The sequence below is a fragment of the Brevundimonas sp. 1080 genome (assembly GCF_040545985.1).
Lineage (GTDB): Bacteria > Pseudomonadota > Alphaproteobacteria > Caulobacterales > Caulobacteraceae > Brevundimonas.
Genome location: NZ_JBEPMW010000003.1, coordinates 521056 through 537208, shown reverse-complemented (window position 1 = coordinate 537208; position 16153 = coordinate 521056). Strand labels below are relative to the sequence as shown.

The 16153-nt window shown below is 66.8% G+C and carries 14 protein-coding genes; 7 read left to right on the top strand and 7 right to left on the bottom strand.

Annotation, left to right across the window (positions count from 1 at the left end; translation table 11 throughout):
* The 4 genes from mltG (at nt 1) to ABIC32_RS13225 (ending at nt 4621) form a co-directional block, all read left to right on the top strand.
* Nucleotides 1-1161: an endolytic transglycosylase MltG gene (gene mltG / locus ABIC32_RS13240; protein ID WP_354074482.1), complete on the top strand. Its 1161-nt coding sequence runs from the start codon at nt 1-3 to the stop codon at nt 1159-1161.
* Nucleotides 1158-2042 (top strand): YicC/YloC family endoribonuclease, encoded by an 885-nt coding sequence (locus ABIC32_RS13235; protein WP_295184666.1) that lies wholly within the window; start codon nt 1158-1160, stop codon nt 2040-2042. Before mltG ends, ABIC32_RS13235 begins: the two co-directional genes overlap by 4 nt.
* Entirely contained in the window at nt 2032-2673 is a 642-nt protein-coding gene (gmk, locus tag ABIC32_RS13230) for a guanylate kinase (protein WP_039247959.1), read from the top strand. Before ABIC32_RS13235 ends, gmk begins: the two co-directional genes overlap by 11 nt.
* Before the next feature lie 196 nt (nt 2674-2869).
* A complete protein-coding gene (locus ABIC32_RS13225) occupies nt 2870-4621 on the top strand; it encodes an ATP-binding protein (RefSeq protein ID WP_354074481.1) in 1752 nt (583 codons plus the stop codon).
* Here the strand turns inward: ABIC32_RS13225 and ABIC32_RS13220 are convergent.
* The 7 genes from ABIC32_RS13220 to ABIC32_RS13190 form a co-directional block, all read right to left on the bottom strand.
* A complete protein-coding gene (locus tag ABIC32_RS13220) occupies nt 4618-5742 on the bottom strand; it encodes a pyridoxal phosphate-dependent aminotransferase (RefSeq protein ID WP_354074480.1) in 1125 nt (374 codons plus the stop codon). The genes ABIC32_RS13225 and ABIC32_RS13220 overlap by 4 nt on opposite strands.
* Nucleotides 5739-6548 carry a 16S rRNA (adenine(1518)-N(6)/adenine(1519)-N(6))-dimethyltransferase RsmA gene (rsmA, locus tag ABIC32_RS13215; RefSeq protein WP_354074479.1) on the bottom strand — a complete coding sequence of 270 codons (810 nt, stop codon included), beginning with the start codon at nt 6546-6548 and terminating at the stop codon, nt 5739-5741. Before rsmA ends, ABIC32_RS13220 begins: the two co-directional genes overlap by 4 nt.
* Nucleotides 6549-6556: 8 nt before the next feature.
* A complete protein-coding gene (gene pdxA, locus ABIC32_RS13210) occupies nt 6557-7561 on the bottom strand; it encodes a 4-hydroxythreonine-4-phosphate dehydrogenase PdxA (RefSeq protein ID WP_354074478.1) in 1005 nt (334 codons plus the stop codon).
* A complete protein-coding gene (locus ABIC32_RS13205) occupies nt 7558-8925 on the bottom strand; it encodes a peptidylprolyl isomerase (RefSeq protein WP_354074477.1) in 1368 nt (455 codons plus the stop codon). The genes pdxA and ABIC32_RS13205 overlap by 4 nt, the downstream gene beginning before the upstream one ends.
* A gap of 72 nt (nt 8926-8997) precedes the next feature.
* Complete coding sequence (locus ABIC32_RS13200) at nt 8998-11436, bottom strand: LPS-assembly protein LptD (RefSeq protein ID WP_354074476.1); 2439 nt, start codon at nt 11434-11436, stop codon at nt 8998-9000.
* A gap of 33 nt (nt 11437-11469) precedes the next feature.
* A complete protein-coding gene (gene lptG / locus ABIC32_RS13195; RefSeq protein WP_295227886.1) occupies nt 11470-12603 on the bottom strand; it encodes an LPS export ABC transporter permease LptG in 1134 nt (377 codons plus the stop codon).
* Nucleotides 12600-13736 (bottom strand): LptF/LptG family permease, encoded by a 1137-nt coding sequence (locus ABIC32_RS13190; RefSeq protein WP_066625773.1) that lies wholly within the window; start codon nt 13734-13736, stop codon nt 12600-12602. The genes lptG and ABIC32_RS13190 overlap by 4 nt, the downstream gene beginning before the upstream one ends.
* Before the next feature lie 143 nt (nt 13737-13879).
* Here ABIC32_RS13190 and ABIC32_RS13185 point away from each other — a divergent pair, with 143 nt between their 5' ends.
* From ABIC32_RS13185 to ABIC32_RS13175, 3 genes are read left to right on the top strand one after another with little or no spacing between them, the layout of a single operon-like run.
* Nucleotides 13880-15355 carry a leucyl aminopeptidase gene (locus ABIC32_RS13185; protein ID WP_354074475.1) on the top strand — a complete coding sequence of 492 codons (1476 nt, stop codon included), beginning with the start codon at nt 13880-13882 and terminating at the stop codon, nt 15353-15355.
* A gap of 21 nt (nt 15356-15376) precedes the next feature.
* Entirely contained in the window at nt 15377-15835 is a 459-nt protein-coding gene (locus tag ABIC32_RS13180) for a DNA polymerase III subunit chi (RefSeq protein WP_055755192.1), read from the top strand.
* Entirely contained in the window at nt 15793-16149 is a 357-nt protein-coding gene (locus ABIC32_RS13175; protein WP_174085785.1) for a hypothetical protein, read from the top strand. The genes ABIC32_RS13180 and ABIC32_RS13175 overlap by 43 nt, the downstream gene beginning before the upstream one ends.
* Nucleotides 16150-16153 lie beyond the last annotated feature (4 nt).

Genomic DNA, 16153 nt, shown 5'->3' with positions numbered 1-16153 from the left:
ATGTTCGGGCGCGGGCGGGTCGAGAAATCCAGCGGGCGGTCGGGCTTTACGGTCTCGTTGCTGACCGCGTCCGCGACCTTCGGCCTGTTCCTGCTGGTGGCGCTGATCGCCGTCTGGGCGGTCTATTATGCGCCGGGGCCGACCGCGCGGCAGGGCCAGACGACGGTCGTCACCCTGCCGAGCGGATCGGGCGTCTCGGCCATCGCCGCGCGGATGAAGGCGGCGGGGGTGATCCGTTCGACGGACCTGTTCCGTGCGGCGGCCACCTTGACCGGCGCGGATCGTCGGCTGCGGGCCGGCGAATACGAGGTGCCGTCCGGTACGTCCCTGGCCGGGGTGCTGAACCTGCTGGTCGAGGGGCGGGTGGTGCGCCATTTCGTGACCCTGCCGGAGGGTTGGTCGTCGCTGCAGGCGGTGGACATCCTGAACAAGGAGGCCGTGCTGACCGGGACGGTCGCCGAAACACCCGAGGAAGGCAGTCTTTGGCCGGACACCTATGAGGTTTCGCGCGGCGACACCCGCCAGTCGGTGATCGACCGAATGCAGCGCGCGGCGACCGAGAACCTGCGTCTGCTGTGGAGCCAGAGGTCGCCCGCGACCGTGGCGCGCACGCCGGAGGAGGCGGTGATCCTGGCCTCTATCGTGGAGAAGGAGACCGCGCTGGCGGCGGAACGGCCCCGAGTCGCTGCGGTGTTCTCGAACCGTCTGCGGGCGGGGATGCGGCTGGAGAGCGATCCGACCATCGTCTACGGCGTGACCAAGGGTCGTCCGCTGGGACGCGGCATCCGGCGCTCGGAGATGCTCGCCCCGACGCCGTGGAACACGTACCAGATCAACGGGCTGCCGCCGACGCCCATCGCCAATCCGGGCAAGGAGGCCGTCAAGGCGGTGTTGAACCCGCCGGCAGATCCGGCCCTGTTCTTCGTGGCCGATGGATCCGGCGGACACGCCTTCGCCCTGACTTATGACGAGCATCTGCAGAACGTCGCGCGGTGGCGTCAGATCGAGCGCCAGAAGGCGGGCTTGCCGCCGGAAGCGGCGCCGCCCGTTACGCCGGGAACCAGTGCAGCGCCGATGACGAGCGAGCCGGCCGCCGCGTCGGTCGAGAACGGTCAGGCGACGATCACCCTTCCGGCCGGCGCGACGCAGGGGCCCCGATGAGCACCCTATCTGGCATGACCGGCTTCGGCCGGGCCGACGGGGCCGGCGAAGGCTGGACGTGGTCGGTCGAGGCGCGCTCGGTCAACGGGCGCAATCTGGAGGTCCGGTTTCGGGGGCCTAACGGTTTCGACGGGCTGGAGCGCGCGGCCAAGGCGGCCGGCCAGGCGCGGTTCGCGCGGGGCCAGGTCACCATCGGCGTTCAGGCCAAGCGAGCCGAAGCCGGCGAGGCGGCGGTCACGATCAACGCCGCCGTGCTGGCGCGATATCTGACGCTGGCGAACGAACTGGCCGAGGACGGCGCAACGCCGCCGTCCGCCGACGGCCTGTTGGCCCTGCGCGGCGTGATCGAGGCCCCCGAAGAGGCGGACGATCCCGAGGCTCGGGCGGCGGTCGAGGCGGCCATGACCCGCACGGTCGAAGAGGCGCTGGATGCGCTTAAGGCGTCACGCCAGAACGAGGGCGCGCAACTGACGCCGGTGCTGGACGAATTCATCGCTGGGATAGAGGCGCTGGTCGCCCTGGCGGAAGGCGAGGCGACCGCGCAGGTCGAGGCCATCCGTGATCGCTTCACCCGCCGAATTTCCGAACTGGCGCCCGATGCGCCGGGGCTTGAGGATCGAATCTTCCTGGAAGCCGCCGCTCTGGCGACAAAGGCCGATGTGCGCGAGGAGCTGGATCGGCTGACCGCTCATGTCGCCTCGGCGCGTCAGCTTGTGGCCTCGGCGCCCGCCGGGCGGAAACTCGACTTTCTGATGCAAGAATTCATGCGTGAGGCCAACACGCTGTGCTCGAAATCCGCTACGACCGCGCTCACCGGAATCGGCCTGGAGCTCAAGGCCGTCATCGAACAGTTGCGTGAGCAGGTCCAGAATGTCGAATGAACGCAGCCCCCGCCGGGGCGTCCTCCTGATCGTCGCCAGTCCTTCGGGTGCCGGCAAGACCTCGCTTTGCCGCCGGTTGATGGCCGATCATGGCGGGCTGGAGCTGTCCGTCTCCATGACCACGCGCGGCATCCGCCCGGGCGAGGTGCATGGGCGCGACTACAACTTCGTCGGCCATGACGAGTTTCAGCGCCTGATCGACGAGGACGCCTTCCTGGAATGGGCGGACGTCCACGGCAATCGCTATGGCAGCCCGCGCGGCCCGGTGGACAAGGCGCTGGCCGAGGGACGCGACGTGCTGTTCGACATCGACTGGCAGGGCGCACGCGATGTCGCCGAGAAATGCCCGGAGGACGCCGTGCGCGTCTTCATCCTGCCGCCCAGCCTGGAAGAACTGCGTCGTCGTCTCGTCACCCGCTCACAGGATGCCGACGACGTGATCGAGCGCCGTGTGGCCAACGCCAAGGGCGAGATCGAACACTGCGACGCCTTCGACTATGTGCTGGTGAACGAGGATTTCGACCGGTCCTACGCCGAACTGGCCCACATCTATCACGCCGAGCGTTCGCGCCGGTTCAGGAACCTGTGGGTCGGCGACTACAAGGCCGCCCTGCTGAACGAAGCCGTCTAAAAGAAACAGCGCCACAGGCCGTGGGGACCTGCGGCGCTGTAGGGTACTCAACGCTACGCTACTGACGCTGTTGTACCGCCCAGAAGATTTCGGACGGTAAACGCGGCCATAGGGAATGTTCCGTAGCGGCGCGATATCGCAGGTTTACGACCTGTTCGCCCTCTTGACCTAACGTCAGGCGGTGAACGGGGGTATCATGGGCTTTCTTCATTCGATCGCGCCTCTTCTGGCCAGCAGCGCCAAGGAGAGGGTCAAGCAGGTCCCGGTCAGGCTGCTGCTCGCCGCCCTGGTCGGTTGGGCGATGACCGAAGCCGGGATGCTGCGATGGGTTCCGCTGTGGCTGGCGGCCGCGATTGTGGTTCAGGCATTCGAACTGTGGGCCATGGCGCCGTTTAGACGCGCCGAAGCGTCGCAGAGCCCGCTGTCCGTGTTTGTCGCCCTGGCGTCCACCACCTTGATGGCGACGACCTATGCCGTCATGGCCTTGGTGATCTGGTCCACCAATCACCCGGCGCTTGTGACGCTCGCCGCCCTGACGATGGCAGGCGGTCTGTTGACCAATGTCGCGTCGGGCATCGCTTCACGAACGATTTTCTTCATCGGCGGCAGCCCTTATCTGGCGGCGCTGGCCTTGATGCCGGCGATCAAGGTGATCCAGGGCGATACCCGCGGGGTCGTGGTCATGACCCTGTCCGCCATCCTGTTCGTCGGCATGGTGCTGAACATCTATTGGCGCGTGCACGGATCACGCGAAGCCGAGGTGAAATCCCGGGCGGAAGCGGAAACGCGGCTGGAGCAGGCGCAGGCGGCCATGGCCGATCGCGCGGCGATGGCGGCGATCGTCAGCCACGAACTGCGCACGCCCGTCAGCGCCATCCTGGCCGGCGCCCATGTCATTCGTGATGGCAAGTCGCCGGAGCACCGCCAGGAGACGGCCGACCTGATCATCGACGCCGGACGATTGATGACCGGCATGCTGAACGATCTGCTGGACCACTCCAAGATGGAGGCCGGGGCGATGGCGATGGAAAGCCGCGACTTCGAGCTGGGCGATTTGATGCGCGATACGGTGCGGTTCTGGGCGGCGCCGGCGGCGGACAAGGGACTGAGGCTGGACATGTCGGGCGTGGACAGCGAGGCGGTGTGGCTGCGCGGAGACCCCTATCGTCTGCGCCAGATCATCAACAACCTTGTGTCCAACGCGATCAAGTTCACACCGTCGGGCGCGATCCGTCTTGAAGCATCGGCGCCGCGTGGGGACGGGAAGCACTGTCTGACCCTGACCGTCATCGACCAGGGCGCCGGCATTGCGCCAGACGCGATGAACCGGCTGTTCACCCCCTTCGCGCAGGGGTCCGCCGAGGTGGCGCGCACCTATGGCGGGACGGGCTTGGGCCTGACCGTCAGTCGGGAATTGGCGCGGTTGATGGGCGGCGACCTGACGGTCGAGAGCACGCCGGGGCAGGGCGCGGCCTTCACCCTATGTGTCGATCTGCCAGCGGGTCGGCCGACGCAGGCTTTGGACGGGCAGGAGACGGCGGCGCCCGTTCTGGCCCGGCGGCTTCGCGTCTTGGCCGTGGACGATCACGAGATCAACCGCCGCACGATCTCGCTCGTGCTTCAGCCGCTGGATGTCGATCTGACCACGGCCTCGGACGGCCATCTGGCGCTGGCGCTGCTGTCGGAGAAGGCGTTCGACGTGGTGCTGATGGATGTGAATATGCCGGGCATCGATGGCAACGAGACGACACGGCGCTTGCGCGCGTCTGACGGCCCCAATGCGGACGCCCCGGTGATCGGGTTCAGCGCGGGCACGGAGGCCGAACAGGTGCAGGCCTGCTATGCGGCCGGTATGACGGACTGGCTGGCCAAGCCGCTGGAGCCGAAGAAGCTCTACGACGCCTTGCACCGGGCGGCATCGGCTGCAGTTCAGCCCAAGGCGGCTTAAGCCAAGGCTGCGAACCACGGCCGCAGGCGGCTCAAGGCGTCTTCGATCTCGGGGGTCGAGACGGCGAAGCTGAAACGGATGAAATGGCAGCCTTCGACAGGGTCGAAGTCGACGCCGGGCGCGGTGGCGACGCCGGTGTCGCACAACAACTGCTCGCAGAAGGCCACGCTGTCGTTCGTCAGATGGCCGATGTCCGCCCAGATGTAGAAGGCACCGTCGGGGGGCGCGATCTTACGCAGACCCAGTGCGGGCAAGGCGTCCAGCATAAGCTGGCGGTTGCGGGCGTAGGTCTGGATATGGCCCCCCAGTTCATCGATCGCGTCCATGGCGACCAGACCGGCATGCTGGCTGAGGCTGGGGGGCGTCAGGAACATGTTGCCGATATAGGCGCGGGCGGCGTCGATCCGGTCCTCGGGAACCAGCAGCCAGCCCAGGCGCCAGCCCGCCATGCTCCAGTATTTCGAGAAGCTGTTGATGACTACGGCGTCAGGCGCAAACTGCAGCATCGAGGGCGTCGGGCCGACATAGCTGAGGCCGTGGTAGATCTCGTCCGAGACGATGGCGATGTTGCGCGCGCGGCAGACCTCGGCGATGGCGGCCAGCTCGGCGTCCGGGATGATGGTGCCGGTCGGATTGGCCGGGCTGGCGATGATTACGCCGGCGGGGGCGGGATCCAGCGCCTTGAGTTGGGCGGCGGTGAGCTGGAAGCGGGTGTCGGGACCGCAGGCGATTTCGACCGGCTCAAGATGCAGGGCCCGCAGGGTGTTGCGATAGGCGACGTAACCGGGCCGGGCCAGGGCGATCCGGTCGCCGGGCTTGAACAGGGTGCTGAGGGCCAGCACCAGGGCCGGAGAGGCGCCGCAGGTCAGCAAAATGCGGTTGGGATCGACGGCGACGCCGTAACGCTCGTCGTACAGGCGCGCGATGCGGCCGCGCAGATCGGGACTTTCCCAATAGCCCATCGCGTCGGCGTCCAGCACCTGATGCGCTCGCGCGATAGCGGCGGCGGGCGCGCCTGTGGAGGGTTGGCCGAACTCCATATGGATGATCGAGCGGCCTTCGCTCTTGAGTTGGTGCGCCAGGCGGCTGACGGAGATGGCGCGGAACGGTTCGACGGTCATTGAAGGGCATCCGCCAGGCGCAGGAAGCCCGCAACATCGATGGTTTCGGCGCGGGCGTCCGGTTCAATGCCCGCGGCCTCGCACAGAGCCGCGCCGCCCAGTTGTTTCAGACTAGATCGCAGCATCTTGCGGCGTTGGCCGAAGGCGGCGGCGGTGACGCGTTCCAGCTTCTTCAGGCGTTCCGGCGACGGCCGCTCATCCAGCGGAACCAGATGGACGACGGCCGAGGCCACCTTGGGCGGCGGCGTGAAGGCGGCGGCGGGAAGATGCATGACGATGCGGGCGGTGCAGACGGCCTGGGCGATGACCGCCAGACGGCCGTAAGCGTCCTCGCCTGGGCCTGCGGCGACGCGCTCGGCGACCTCCCTCTGGAACATCAGGGTCAGGCTGTTAGGCAGCCATGAGCCGCTCAGCCATTTGATCAGCAGGGGGGTGCCGACATTGTAGGGCAGGTTGGACACCAGATGGGTCGGGCCCGAGACCAGATCCGCCTCCTTCACCTTCAGCGCATCGGCTTCCACGATGGTCAGGCGGCCGGAGCCGTCGTCCAATTCGGTCAGCAAGGGAATGAAGCGCGGATCCTTTTCCACCAGGACCACGGGGCCGGCGTCGGATTCCAGCAGGGCGCGGGTCAGGCCGCCGGGGCCGGGGCCGACCTCGATCACCGCGCGACCGTCGAACGGACCGGCGAGGCGCACGATCTTGCGGGTGACGTTCAGGTCCAGCAGGAAATGCTGGCCAAAGCTTTTCTTGGCCGAAAGGCCGTGGGCGTCGAGGGTTTCGCGGAGAGAGGGAAGGTCGGTCACACGCCCTGTTAGCGCGCGGCGCGGGCCGCCGCCATCTCCGATGCCAGGCGAATGGCGGCGATCAGGCTGTCAGGACGCGCGACGCCCTTGCCGGCGATGTCGAAGCCGGTGCCGTGGTCGGGCGAGGTGCGGATGATGGGCAGGCCCAGGGAGACGTTGACCCCGCCCCAGAAGTCCAGCGTCTTGACCGGGATCAGGGCCTGATCGTGATACATGCAGATGGCGGCGTCATAGGTCGCGCGCGCCTGATCATGGAACAGGGTGTCGGCCGGTCGGGGGTCGGTGATGTCGATGCCCTCGGCGCGAAGCTGTTCGGCGACGGGAATCAGGATGTCGCGTTCCTGCAGACCCAGGGCGCCGCCTTCGCCCGCATGGGGATTGAGGGCCGCCATGGCCAGACGCGGTCGGGCGATGGCGAAGTCGCGTTTCAAACTTTCGTGGACGACGCGGGCGGTGCGGGCGACACGCTCGGCCGTGACCAGTTCCGGCACCTGGTCCAGGGCGACGTGAATGGTGACGAGACAGGCGCGCAAATTCTGGGCCGTCAGCATCATCACCGGCCCGCGCGTGCCGGCATAGGGCGCATCGGCCGTCAGTTCGGCGATGAACTCGGTATGGCCGGGAAAGCGGAAGCCCGAGGCGTACATCGGCGCCTTGGCGATCGGGGCGGTGACGACGCCGGACGCCTCGCCGGACAGGGCGAAGCTGACCGCCTCCTCGATGCCGTCCGCGACGGCCGAGGCATTGGCCGGGTCGGGCGACCCGACCACGACCGGGGCGGGCAGGGGGCGATGGATGACGGGAAGGGCGGATCCGAACAGGCCGCCGGCGTCGCCGGGAACCCCGATCTCGGCCACGGGAACACCCTGCGTCCGCATCAGCGCCGCGTCGCCGATCACAGCAAAGGCCGTCTGGTCGGTGCGCAACGCTTTCCAGGCGGCGGCCACGATCTCCGGCCCGACGCCGGCGGGTTCACCCAGCGTCAGAACCAGAGGCGCGACCGCTGGGGTCATTTGAACTCGATCAGGGCGTCGTTGCGCAGGTCGCGCAGATAGCGGCGCTCCAGCACGGCCAGGTTCTGGGCGCGCAGACGGTTTTCGACCTGCTGACGGTTCGGCGCTTCCGGCCCGCCGACGCGACGACCGCACACGGCGACCAGGTGCAGGCCCAGCGGGGTGCGGATCGGCGTGGAGACCGAACCGATTTCGCCGGTGCGGGCGAACTGCTGGAACTGGGGCGCCAGGTTGGCGACATCCGATTCACCGAGATCAGCGCCCAACACGCCCTGCGTCGCGCGGGCTTGGGAGATGATGTTGTCGCAGGTCAGGCCGTTGCGCAGGCCTTCCAGCTTGGCGGTCGCGGCCGCGACATCGGCCTCCGACGCGGTTTCAGGCAGTTCGACCATGACCTGTTTCAGCGAAACCAGGCTGGTCGAGGCGCCGTCACGCTTGTCGCGCAGGTAGAGGATATAGACGCCGCCGTCGACGACGATGGGGTTCGACAGCTGGCCCGGCTGGAGCTGTTCCAACACTGACTGCACAGCCGGCTGGAGCGAATCCTTGACCACCCAGCCTGCATCGCCTGGGACGCGGGCGCTGGCCGAGGGGGCGGCGGAGAACTGCTGGGCGACGGCCTGGAACGGCGCGCCCTGGATGATCTGCTGCACCAGCTGGCGGGCGCCGTTCAGGGCCGCCTGCGCGCCGCCGACGCGCGCGGCGTCGATGTAGATTTCCCCCAGCAGGAACTGAGGCTTGGACGCCGCCTCGTTCAGACGACGGACTTCCTGATCGACCTGAAGGGTGCTGGCGCGGGCGCGGCTGTTGAAGCGGCCCGGGATCAGCTGGCTCCAGCCGATCTGGGTGCGCAGGTTGTCGCGGAAGGCGGCGGGCTGGATGCCGCCCTGCTGCAGGAACTGCATATAGGCCTGCGGCGTCGTGCCGGCGGCGCGGGCCATTTCGGCGATCTCGCCGTCGACTTCCTCGTCCGTGACCTTCAGGCTCTCGAACTTGGCCATCTCCTGATCCTTGAGGCGATCCTCGATCAGGGCGTTCAGGGCGGCTTGCTGAATGGCGGGCAGGTTCTGCTCGGTTGGCTGGACCTGGGACGAGGCGATCAGCATCAGCATGCGCTGACGCAGATCAAAGCCGGTGATGATCTTGTCGTTGACCGTGGCGACGATGCCGTCGGCCATTTCAAACTGAGGCTCGGCGCGCGCCGTCGTCGGCGCCTCTTCAGCCGCAGGATTCGGGGCGCCGGCCGCAGGGCCCTGCGCGGGCGTGGGGGTCTGTACCGGAGCGGGCGCCGTCTGGGCATAGGCCGAACCGGCGAGGAGGACTGCCGCGAGCGCAGCCCCCGTCGAATAACGCATCAAACCCATTGGTCGTCCTGATTCCTCACAGCGGTCCGCCAGCCAGGCCGGCAGGCGGTCGCGCCCCGTAAAGCGTCATGCTCAACGCATATCGCCCTGTCCATAACCTGAACCTCCGAAAGTGGCGAGGTTTAGGCGCACATAGATGCCTTCCGACGGGCCGCCGGGCCGGGCGCGGGTGTTGTCGCGCCGATAACCCAGTTCGAACCGCAGGCAGTCGTCGTCGAACAGCACCCCGACTTCGGATCGCGTGATCTCGTTCTGGTCCAGATCGGCGATGCCGGCGACGGTAAAGCCCCAGTTCTGGAAGACGAACTGCTGACCCGCCAGCTGGACAAATTCGTAGTTGCGGTTCAGCGGCCCGTCGACGGGGTTCGACTGATCCAGAATGTAGCTGACGGTCGCGAGGTTGCGGCGGCCCCAGCGACCGTCCAGCGCCGCTTCGGCGCGGCGCACCTCGCCCGAACCGTCGACCGTGGCGTGGAACCAGCTGCGGATGCGATCCGACGGCGAGAAGTCGCCCTGGACCACCCAATCCGAGGTCTCGGAGGCCAGACCTGTCGGGTCATAGAGACGCGCGGGATCGTCGGGAATCGACGTACGGAAGTCGTCTTGCTGGTCGAAGCGATAGCTGCGTCCGACAAACAGGCTGGCCTTACGACCTTCGGCCCAGCGGATGGTGGCGCGACCGCCCGCCGTCACGCGCGCGCCGCCTTCCAGCAGATCGTAGCCGGAGAAGCGATCCATGCGGAACAAGGACGACTCGTCCAGTTCCAGGACCTGGGAGTCCTCGATCGGAATACGGCGGTCTAGGCTGACCTTGTTGGAGACCGAGAACTGACCCACCGGCTCCAGGATGATGTCGGCGTCGGCGATGCGTTTGATCAGGGGATAGGTGACGTCCACGCCCGCGCTGAACCGGGACCGACTGACCGTTTCGTCGCTGTCGACGCCCATCATCGGCGGCAGATCGGACATGGAATAGAGATCGACGCGCGTATCGACGAACGGCTCCACCCGCATGCCGACAGGAAGGATGATCGCCCGTCGCCATTCCACTTGGCCTGTGATGCGGCGGCTGTCCACGCCGGCCAGACCTGTCGTGACGGGCGGGACGATCTCCGGGTTCAGGATCGGCGCGCCGACGAAAGCGTCGCGGTAGAGCGAAACGGCTGAACCCTTCAAGCGCAGCCGGCCGCCGAAGACCAGTTCGCGCGGCTCCCAGCGGGCATCGATCAAGGGGGCGACGAAGGGCAGGGTGTCGTCGTCCTCGAACACCTTGAAGCCGTTGGCGTCACGGAAGTCCGTCGCGGCGAAGGCCGGGTTCAGGCGCAGGCTCTGGATCGAGAAGGCCGCGACCGAAACGTAAGACCGATCGGTCTGATGTTCCGCGTAGATCTGGCTGATCAGACGACGGCGGTCGCCGTAATAGAGGCCGTTGTCCTGATAGGGAGAGCGCACGTCGTAGCGATCGAACAGCGTCTTGTCCGAGGTGCGCTCGGCCGTGAAGCCGAACCGCCATGGGCCATCCGGATCGAACTCGCCGTGCGACAGCAGATAGCTGCGATGTTCGCGATCGCCGAACTTGACGTTGCTTTCGAAATCGCCGTCGCCGTCCCGATCGAAGTCGCCGAACTCACGCTCGTAGGTGTAGCCGCCGCGGGCCACGATCATGCCGTTGGCGAACCGTCGCCGCCATTGCAGGTTCAGCAGCGGCGCGACCTTGGTGTTGATCTGCGGGCTGATCAGCCAGTCCTCGGATGGCGACACGACGTGCAGATAGGGAACCTCGACGGAGACGCCGCGACCCTCGTCATAGTTGACGATGGGCACCAGGAAGCCCGAGGCCCGCTCCACCGAGGGATCGGGGTGGGCGAAGAAGGGCGTGTAGAAGACCGGCACCGGCCCGATATAGAAGACGGCGTTGCGATACAGGATCGCGCGCAACTGCTCGTCCTGCGTCACCTTTTCCGCCTGGATCGAGATCGTCGGCGTCTTGGGACCGCCGTCGTCGCAGATCGGGCAGGGGGTGAAGCGGGCGTAGTTCAGCTCGCTGACATTCTCGCTTCGACGCACAGCCGTTGCGGCCATCAGACTGGCGCCGTTGGCCAGACGCGTGGCGAAATCCACGGCGACGCCGGTCTCCAGGTTTTCATCCAGCTCGAGACGGCTGGCGTAGACCACGGTGCCGTCGGGCGCGATGGCCTCCACGCGGCCTTCGGCCGTCGCCGAACCGGCGTTCAGATCATAGGACAGGTTCTCGCCGCGCAGCACATGACCGCGCGTGCGAACATAGGCGCGGTTCTCGGGCGTGCCGCTCACGATGATGTTGTCGCCTTCGCGACGCGCATTGTCGGCATCGACATAGACCGCTTCAGGCGGCAGGCCGTCGGAAGGCGCGGCTGCGGCTGGAGGGTTGGTTTGCGCCCATGCGGGCGTCGCCAAGGGCGCGCAGGCGACCAGGGCCGCACCGGCGAGAAGCCTTGCTTTGAAAGCGTCGAAGCGCCGATCACCCTGCATAGGCCATCCGTAGTCTGAGAAGCGAGCGCCCGATTAGCCGTCTTCGGTATAAAACAGCAAGGTCAAGGCTGCGAGCGCCGTAAGAACAGGCGGCAGCCAGGCGGCGACGAAGGGCGCCACGACCTCGGCCGATCCCATCGCCGACGAGAACTGGTTCAGGAAGAAGAAGGCGAAGCCCAGCACGACAGCCGCCACGCTCATGCGCGCCAGGTCGCCCAATCGCATCAGCCGCAGCGAGAAGGCGGCGGCCAGGATGGACATGGCGGCGAACACGAGCGGCGTGGCCAGAAGTTGCTGGAAGCGCAGGCGATAGGCGGTCGAGGTGAAGCCCGCGTTTTCGATTCGGCTGATCTGGTTGGGCAGCGACCAGAAGGGCGTGGCCTGCGGTCGAGCGAAACGATCGAAGGCTTCGTCGTCCGCCAGGCTGGAGACCAGGGTCAGGCTGGAATAGGTGACGGCGCGCTGGCCGATCTGGGCGCCGACGGCGTCCGTCAGGCGCCAGCTGCCGGCGTTCAGCGAAGCCGACTTGGCGTCGATCCGCTCGGAGAAGGTGCGGCCGCCGCCGGGCGCGGTCGTGTAGATGAAGAAGCTGACGTTCAGCAGTCGGGCGTTGGCGCGGTCCTGCTGGCCGGCGCGGATGATCATCTGGCGCTGATCGTCGCCCTCGCGCAGCCAGATCGCCTCCTTGGGGTCGCCGCCGGGCGCTGTGCCGGAAATCCGCGCGCGCTCGCGTTGCCACAGACCGTCGCCGGCCGAGGCCATCGGACCCAATACCGTGACGGTCAGCACACCCAGCACGAAGGCCATGCCAGCCGCCGGCAAGACAAAACGCCAGGCGGAGACGCCCGCCGCGCGCATGGCGATCAGTTCGCTGCGTCGGTTCAGGCTGATGAAGGCCGACAGGGTACCGAACAGGAACACGAACGGCATCAACTGCACGATGACCGAGGGCGACTTCAGCAGCACAAGGCCGAAAATGCGCACGGCCGACAAATCCTGGGCCGAGCCGACGCCGCGTGAGACCTCGACGAAGTCGATCAGCATGACGAGCGCCGAAATCACGGCCAGAGCCACGCCCAGCGACTTCAGCTGCTGGACCAGCACATAACGTTCGATGCCGCCGAGACGGGGGATATGCGGCGAGCGACGGGCGGCGACGGCGGTCATGCGAACTTGGCCTTCAGATCGCGCAGGGCGGCGGTGGTCCGGCTGCGACGCGGCTTCAGCGCGCGGAACAGAACTCGCAGGGCGACGACGATGGCCACGATCGGCACGACGTATTGCAGTAGGTTCATCCAGCCGTTCCAGGCGCTGGCGGCGACAAGGCCGTAGCCGATGACGCGCAGGACCAGGAACAGGCCCGCCGCTTTGGCGATGCGTAAGGTATAGCCGGTGCGGCTGAAGGCGCCGCCCAAGATGGCCGAAAGCGCCAGCGCCATGGCAACCATGGCGTAGAGCGGCGAGGCTAGCCGAGAATGCGCCTCGGCTAGCAGTTCGCCACGCGAGCCGGCGACCTCGAGCACCTTGGCCGTCGGGTTTAGCAGCTGGCGCAGATAGAGGTCGGTCGGCTTGTAGCGAATGGTGTCGGTCACCCCCACGAAGGGCGCGAGAGAGAAATCGTATCGCCCGAACGACAGCGTCTCCAGCACGCCGCCCGAAGAATAGCGCTGGGCCGAGCCGTCGATCATGGTCAGGATCGGAATGCCGCCGGCGTCGCGGCTGAAGCGCGCCTCGGACGCGTTCCAGGTCGTGACCTTGTCCTTGTCGTCCAGATAGACGAACAGGTTCTTCAACAGACCGTTCTGCTCAATCTGCTGCACATAGACGGTCAGGCCGTCAGGCCCCTGAACGAACTGGCCTTCCTCGACAAGTAGGGCGGCGAGGTCGGTGCGAATGTCGAACGCCTGACGCCGCGCCTCCTGCTGCGCCCAAGGCAGAATGAAGACGTTGACCAACAGAGTGACCAGGGCGACCAGCACGGCGATACGGGCGGCGGGGGATATCACCTGCCACCGGGTCATGCCCCCGGCGAAGGCCGCCGTCAGCTCCTGCTCGCGTTGCAGACGGGTCAGGGCGATCAGGGCACCGACGAAAAGGCCGATCGGCAGAATCACCGACAGCAGTTGTGGCAGAGCGAGCAGGGTCAGCTTGACCATGATCCACACGCTCTGACCCCGCTCCACGATGACCTGGAGTTGGTCGAGGCTCTGGCTCAGAATCCCGATTCCCGCCAGCGCTGCGCACGCGGCGATCACAGGGAACAGGATCTGGCGAAAAAGGTATCTTTGAATCAGGGTCATGGGCGGATGGACTTCGCCCGGTTGCAGGCGGCGATATTGAGGCGCATCTAGTAGCACATCAGGGCGCGTCCGCGACAAGCAGACGCGCCGTTGTCATTTTGCTGTTTGCAGACGCCGGGTGGGGCCTGGCTGGAGTTGATTGAATGAAGATCGAATTCGTCGCCGCCGTGGACGCCGCCGAGATTCTGGCCGTTCCGGTTTTTGAAGATCGCACCTTCACCGCCGCTGGGACCGCGCTGGACGGCAAGGCCAACGGCGCCCTGACCAAGGCGGCGGGCAAGGGCCGTTTCATCGGCAAGGCAGGCCAGAGCCTGAGCATCGCCGCGCCGGCGGGCGTCGAGGCGGACGTCGTGCTGCTGGTCGGCGCCGGCGCCAAGGACAAGCTGGACGACCTGGCGGTCGAGGCCTTCGGCGGCAACGCCTATGCGGCGGTCAAGCTGTCGGGCGCCGAGGTGCTGACGATCGACGCTTCGGACCTGTCGCCTGAGGAGGCCGCCCGCGTCGGTTTCGCCGCGCGTCTGGCCGCCTATCGCTTCGACAAGTATCGCACGACGCAAAAGGCCGACAAGATTCCGTCGATCACCACCATCCGCGTGGTCACGACCGACCTCCGGGGCGCCGAAGCCGCGCTGGAGCCGCTGTCGGCCGTGGCCGACGGCGTGATCTTCGCGCGCGACCTGGTGTCCGAGCCCGCCAACGTCCTGTATCCGGCCGAGTTCGCCAAGCGGGTGAAGGCGCTGGAGAGCCTGGGCCTTGAAGTCGAAATCCTCGGCGAGGCCGAGATGGAGAAGCTGGGCATGCGCACTCTGTTGGGCGTGGGCCAAGGCAGCCGTCGCGAAAGCCAGCTTGCGATCATGAAGTGGAACGGCGGCGAAGCCGGCGCTCAGCCTCTGGCCTTCGTCGGCAAGGGCGTCTGCTTCGACACCGGCGGCATCTCGATCAAGCCGGCGGACGGCATGGAAGACATGAAGTGGGACATGGGCGGCGCGGCCGCCGTGACCGGCGCCATGATCGCCCTGGCCAGCCGCAAGGCCAAGGCCAATGTCATCGGCGTCCTGGGCCTGGTCGAGAACATGCCGGACGGCAACGCCCAGCGTCCGGGCGATGTGGTCGTGTCCATGTCGGGTCAGACGGTGGAGGTCATCAACACCGACGCCGAAGGTCGCCTCGTTCTGGCCGACGCCCTCTGGTATACGCAGGAGCGCTTCAAGCCGAAGTTCATGATCGATCTGGCCACCTTGACGGGCGCCATGATCGTGGCCCTTGGCCTGGATTACGCGGGCGTCTTCTCGAACTCCGACGATGTCGCCGATCCGATCTTGGCAGCGGCCAAGAAGGTCGGCGAGAACTTCTGGCGCATGCCGATCCCGGCCATCTACGAGCAGCACATCGATTCCAAGATCGCCGATGTGAAGAACACCGGCAACGGTCGCGCCGGTGGCTCGATCACCGCCGCCCTGTTCCTGCAACGCTTCACCAACGGCGTGCCGTGGGCGCACCTGGACATCGCCCCGACGGCCTGGGCCAACAAGAGCCCCAGCCCCACCGTGCCGGAAGGCGGCGTGGGCTTCGCCGTGCGGACCTTGGATCGTATGGTCGCCGATTCCTACGAAGGCTGATCGGGCGGGAGGTAGAGCCGGGTGAGCGACAAGCCCGAAATCTGGTTCTATCACCTGGAGCGTTCATCGCTGGATCAGGTGCTGCCAACCCTGCTCGAAAAGACGATCGAGCGGGGCTGGCGGGCCATGATCAAGTCATCGCATTCGCATCGACTGGATGAGGTCGACGAGACGCTGTGGACCTTTCGCGATGACAGCTTCCTGCCGCACGGCCGGGCCGACCAGCCCCACGCCGAGCGCCAGCCTGTGCTGTTGAGCGAGACGGGCGAGAACCTGAACGGCGCTCAGGCGCTGTTCATAGTCGACGACGCAGAACTGGGCGGCACGGAAGGGTTCGAACGATGCTTCATTATTTTCGACGGTCGCGACGAGCCGGCTTTGCAACACGCGCGGGGACGCTGGAAGGCGCTGAAGGGGCAGGGCGCGAACCTGGCCTATTGGCGTCAAACGGACGAAGGGCGCTGGGAAAAGGCGGCCTGATCGGACTGGTTCTGCTGGCCGGTTGCTCCACGCCGGTCTCCGAGGCGCCTGCGCCGCGCGCGGTCGAGCAGGCCCAGTTGAATCCGCCCGTCGGCAGCCGGATGCCGACCGCCCAGACGGAGGACGTGTGCAAGGCCGGCGAGATGCAATATCTTGTCGGCAAGTCCCGGACCGAAATCCCAGTGCCCGTGGACGTCGTCAACCGGCGCGTGACCTGCACCACCTGCCCGGTGACGCAGGACTTCTCCGCCTATCGTCTGAACATCTTCTACAACGAACAGACCGGCATCATCGAACAGGTCCGCTGCGGCTGACCCC

Bases quoted from the DNA above. Each gene is read 5' to 3' on its own strand.
- mltG (WP_354074482.1), top strand. From the start codon at position 1: ATGTTCGGGCGCGGGCGGGTCGAGAAATCCAGCGGGCGGTCGGGCTTT.
- ABIC32_RS13235 (WP_295184666.1), top strand. From the start codon at position 1,158: ATGAGCACCCTATCTGGCATGACCGGCTTCGGCCGGGCCGACGGGGCC.
- gmk (WP_039247959.1), top strand. From the start codon at position 2,032: ATGTCGAATGAACGCAGCCCCCGCCGGGGCGTCCTCCTGATCGTCGCC.
- ABIC32_RS13225 (WP_354074481.1), top strand. From the start codon at position 2,870: ATGGGCTTTCTTCATTCGATCGCGCCTCTTCTGGCCAGCAGCGCCAAG.
- ABIC32_RS13220 (WP_354074480.1), bottom strand. From the start codon at position 5,742: ATGACCGTCGAACCGTTCCGCGCCATCTCCGTCAGCCGCCTGGCGCAC.
- pdxA (WP_354074478.1), bottom strand. From the start codon at position 7,561: ATGACCCCAGCGGTCGCGCCTCTGGTTCTGACGCTGGGTGAACCCGCC.
- ABIC32_RS13205 (WP_354074477.1), bottom strand. From the start codon at position 8,925: ATGGGTTTGATGCGTTATTCGACGGGGGCTGCGCTCGCGGCAGTCCTC.
- ABIC32_RS13200 (WP_354074476.1), bottom strand. From the start codon at position 11,436: ATGCAGGGTGATCGGCGCTTCGACGCTTTCAAAGCAAGGCTTCTCGCC.
- lptG (WP_295227886.1), bottom strand. From the start codon at position 12,603: ATGACCGCCGTCGCCGCCCGTCGCTCGCCGCATATCCCCCGTCTCGGC.
- ABIC32_RS13190 (WP_066625773.1), bottom strand. From the start codon at position 13,736: ATGACCCTGATTCAAAGATACCTTTTTCGCCAGATCCTGTTCCCTGTG.
- ABIC32_RS13185 (WP_354074475.1), top strand. From the start codon at position 13,880: ATGAAGATCGAATTCGTCGCCGCCGTGGACGCCGCCGAGATTCTGGCC.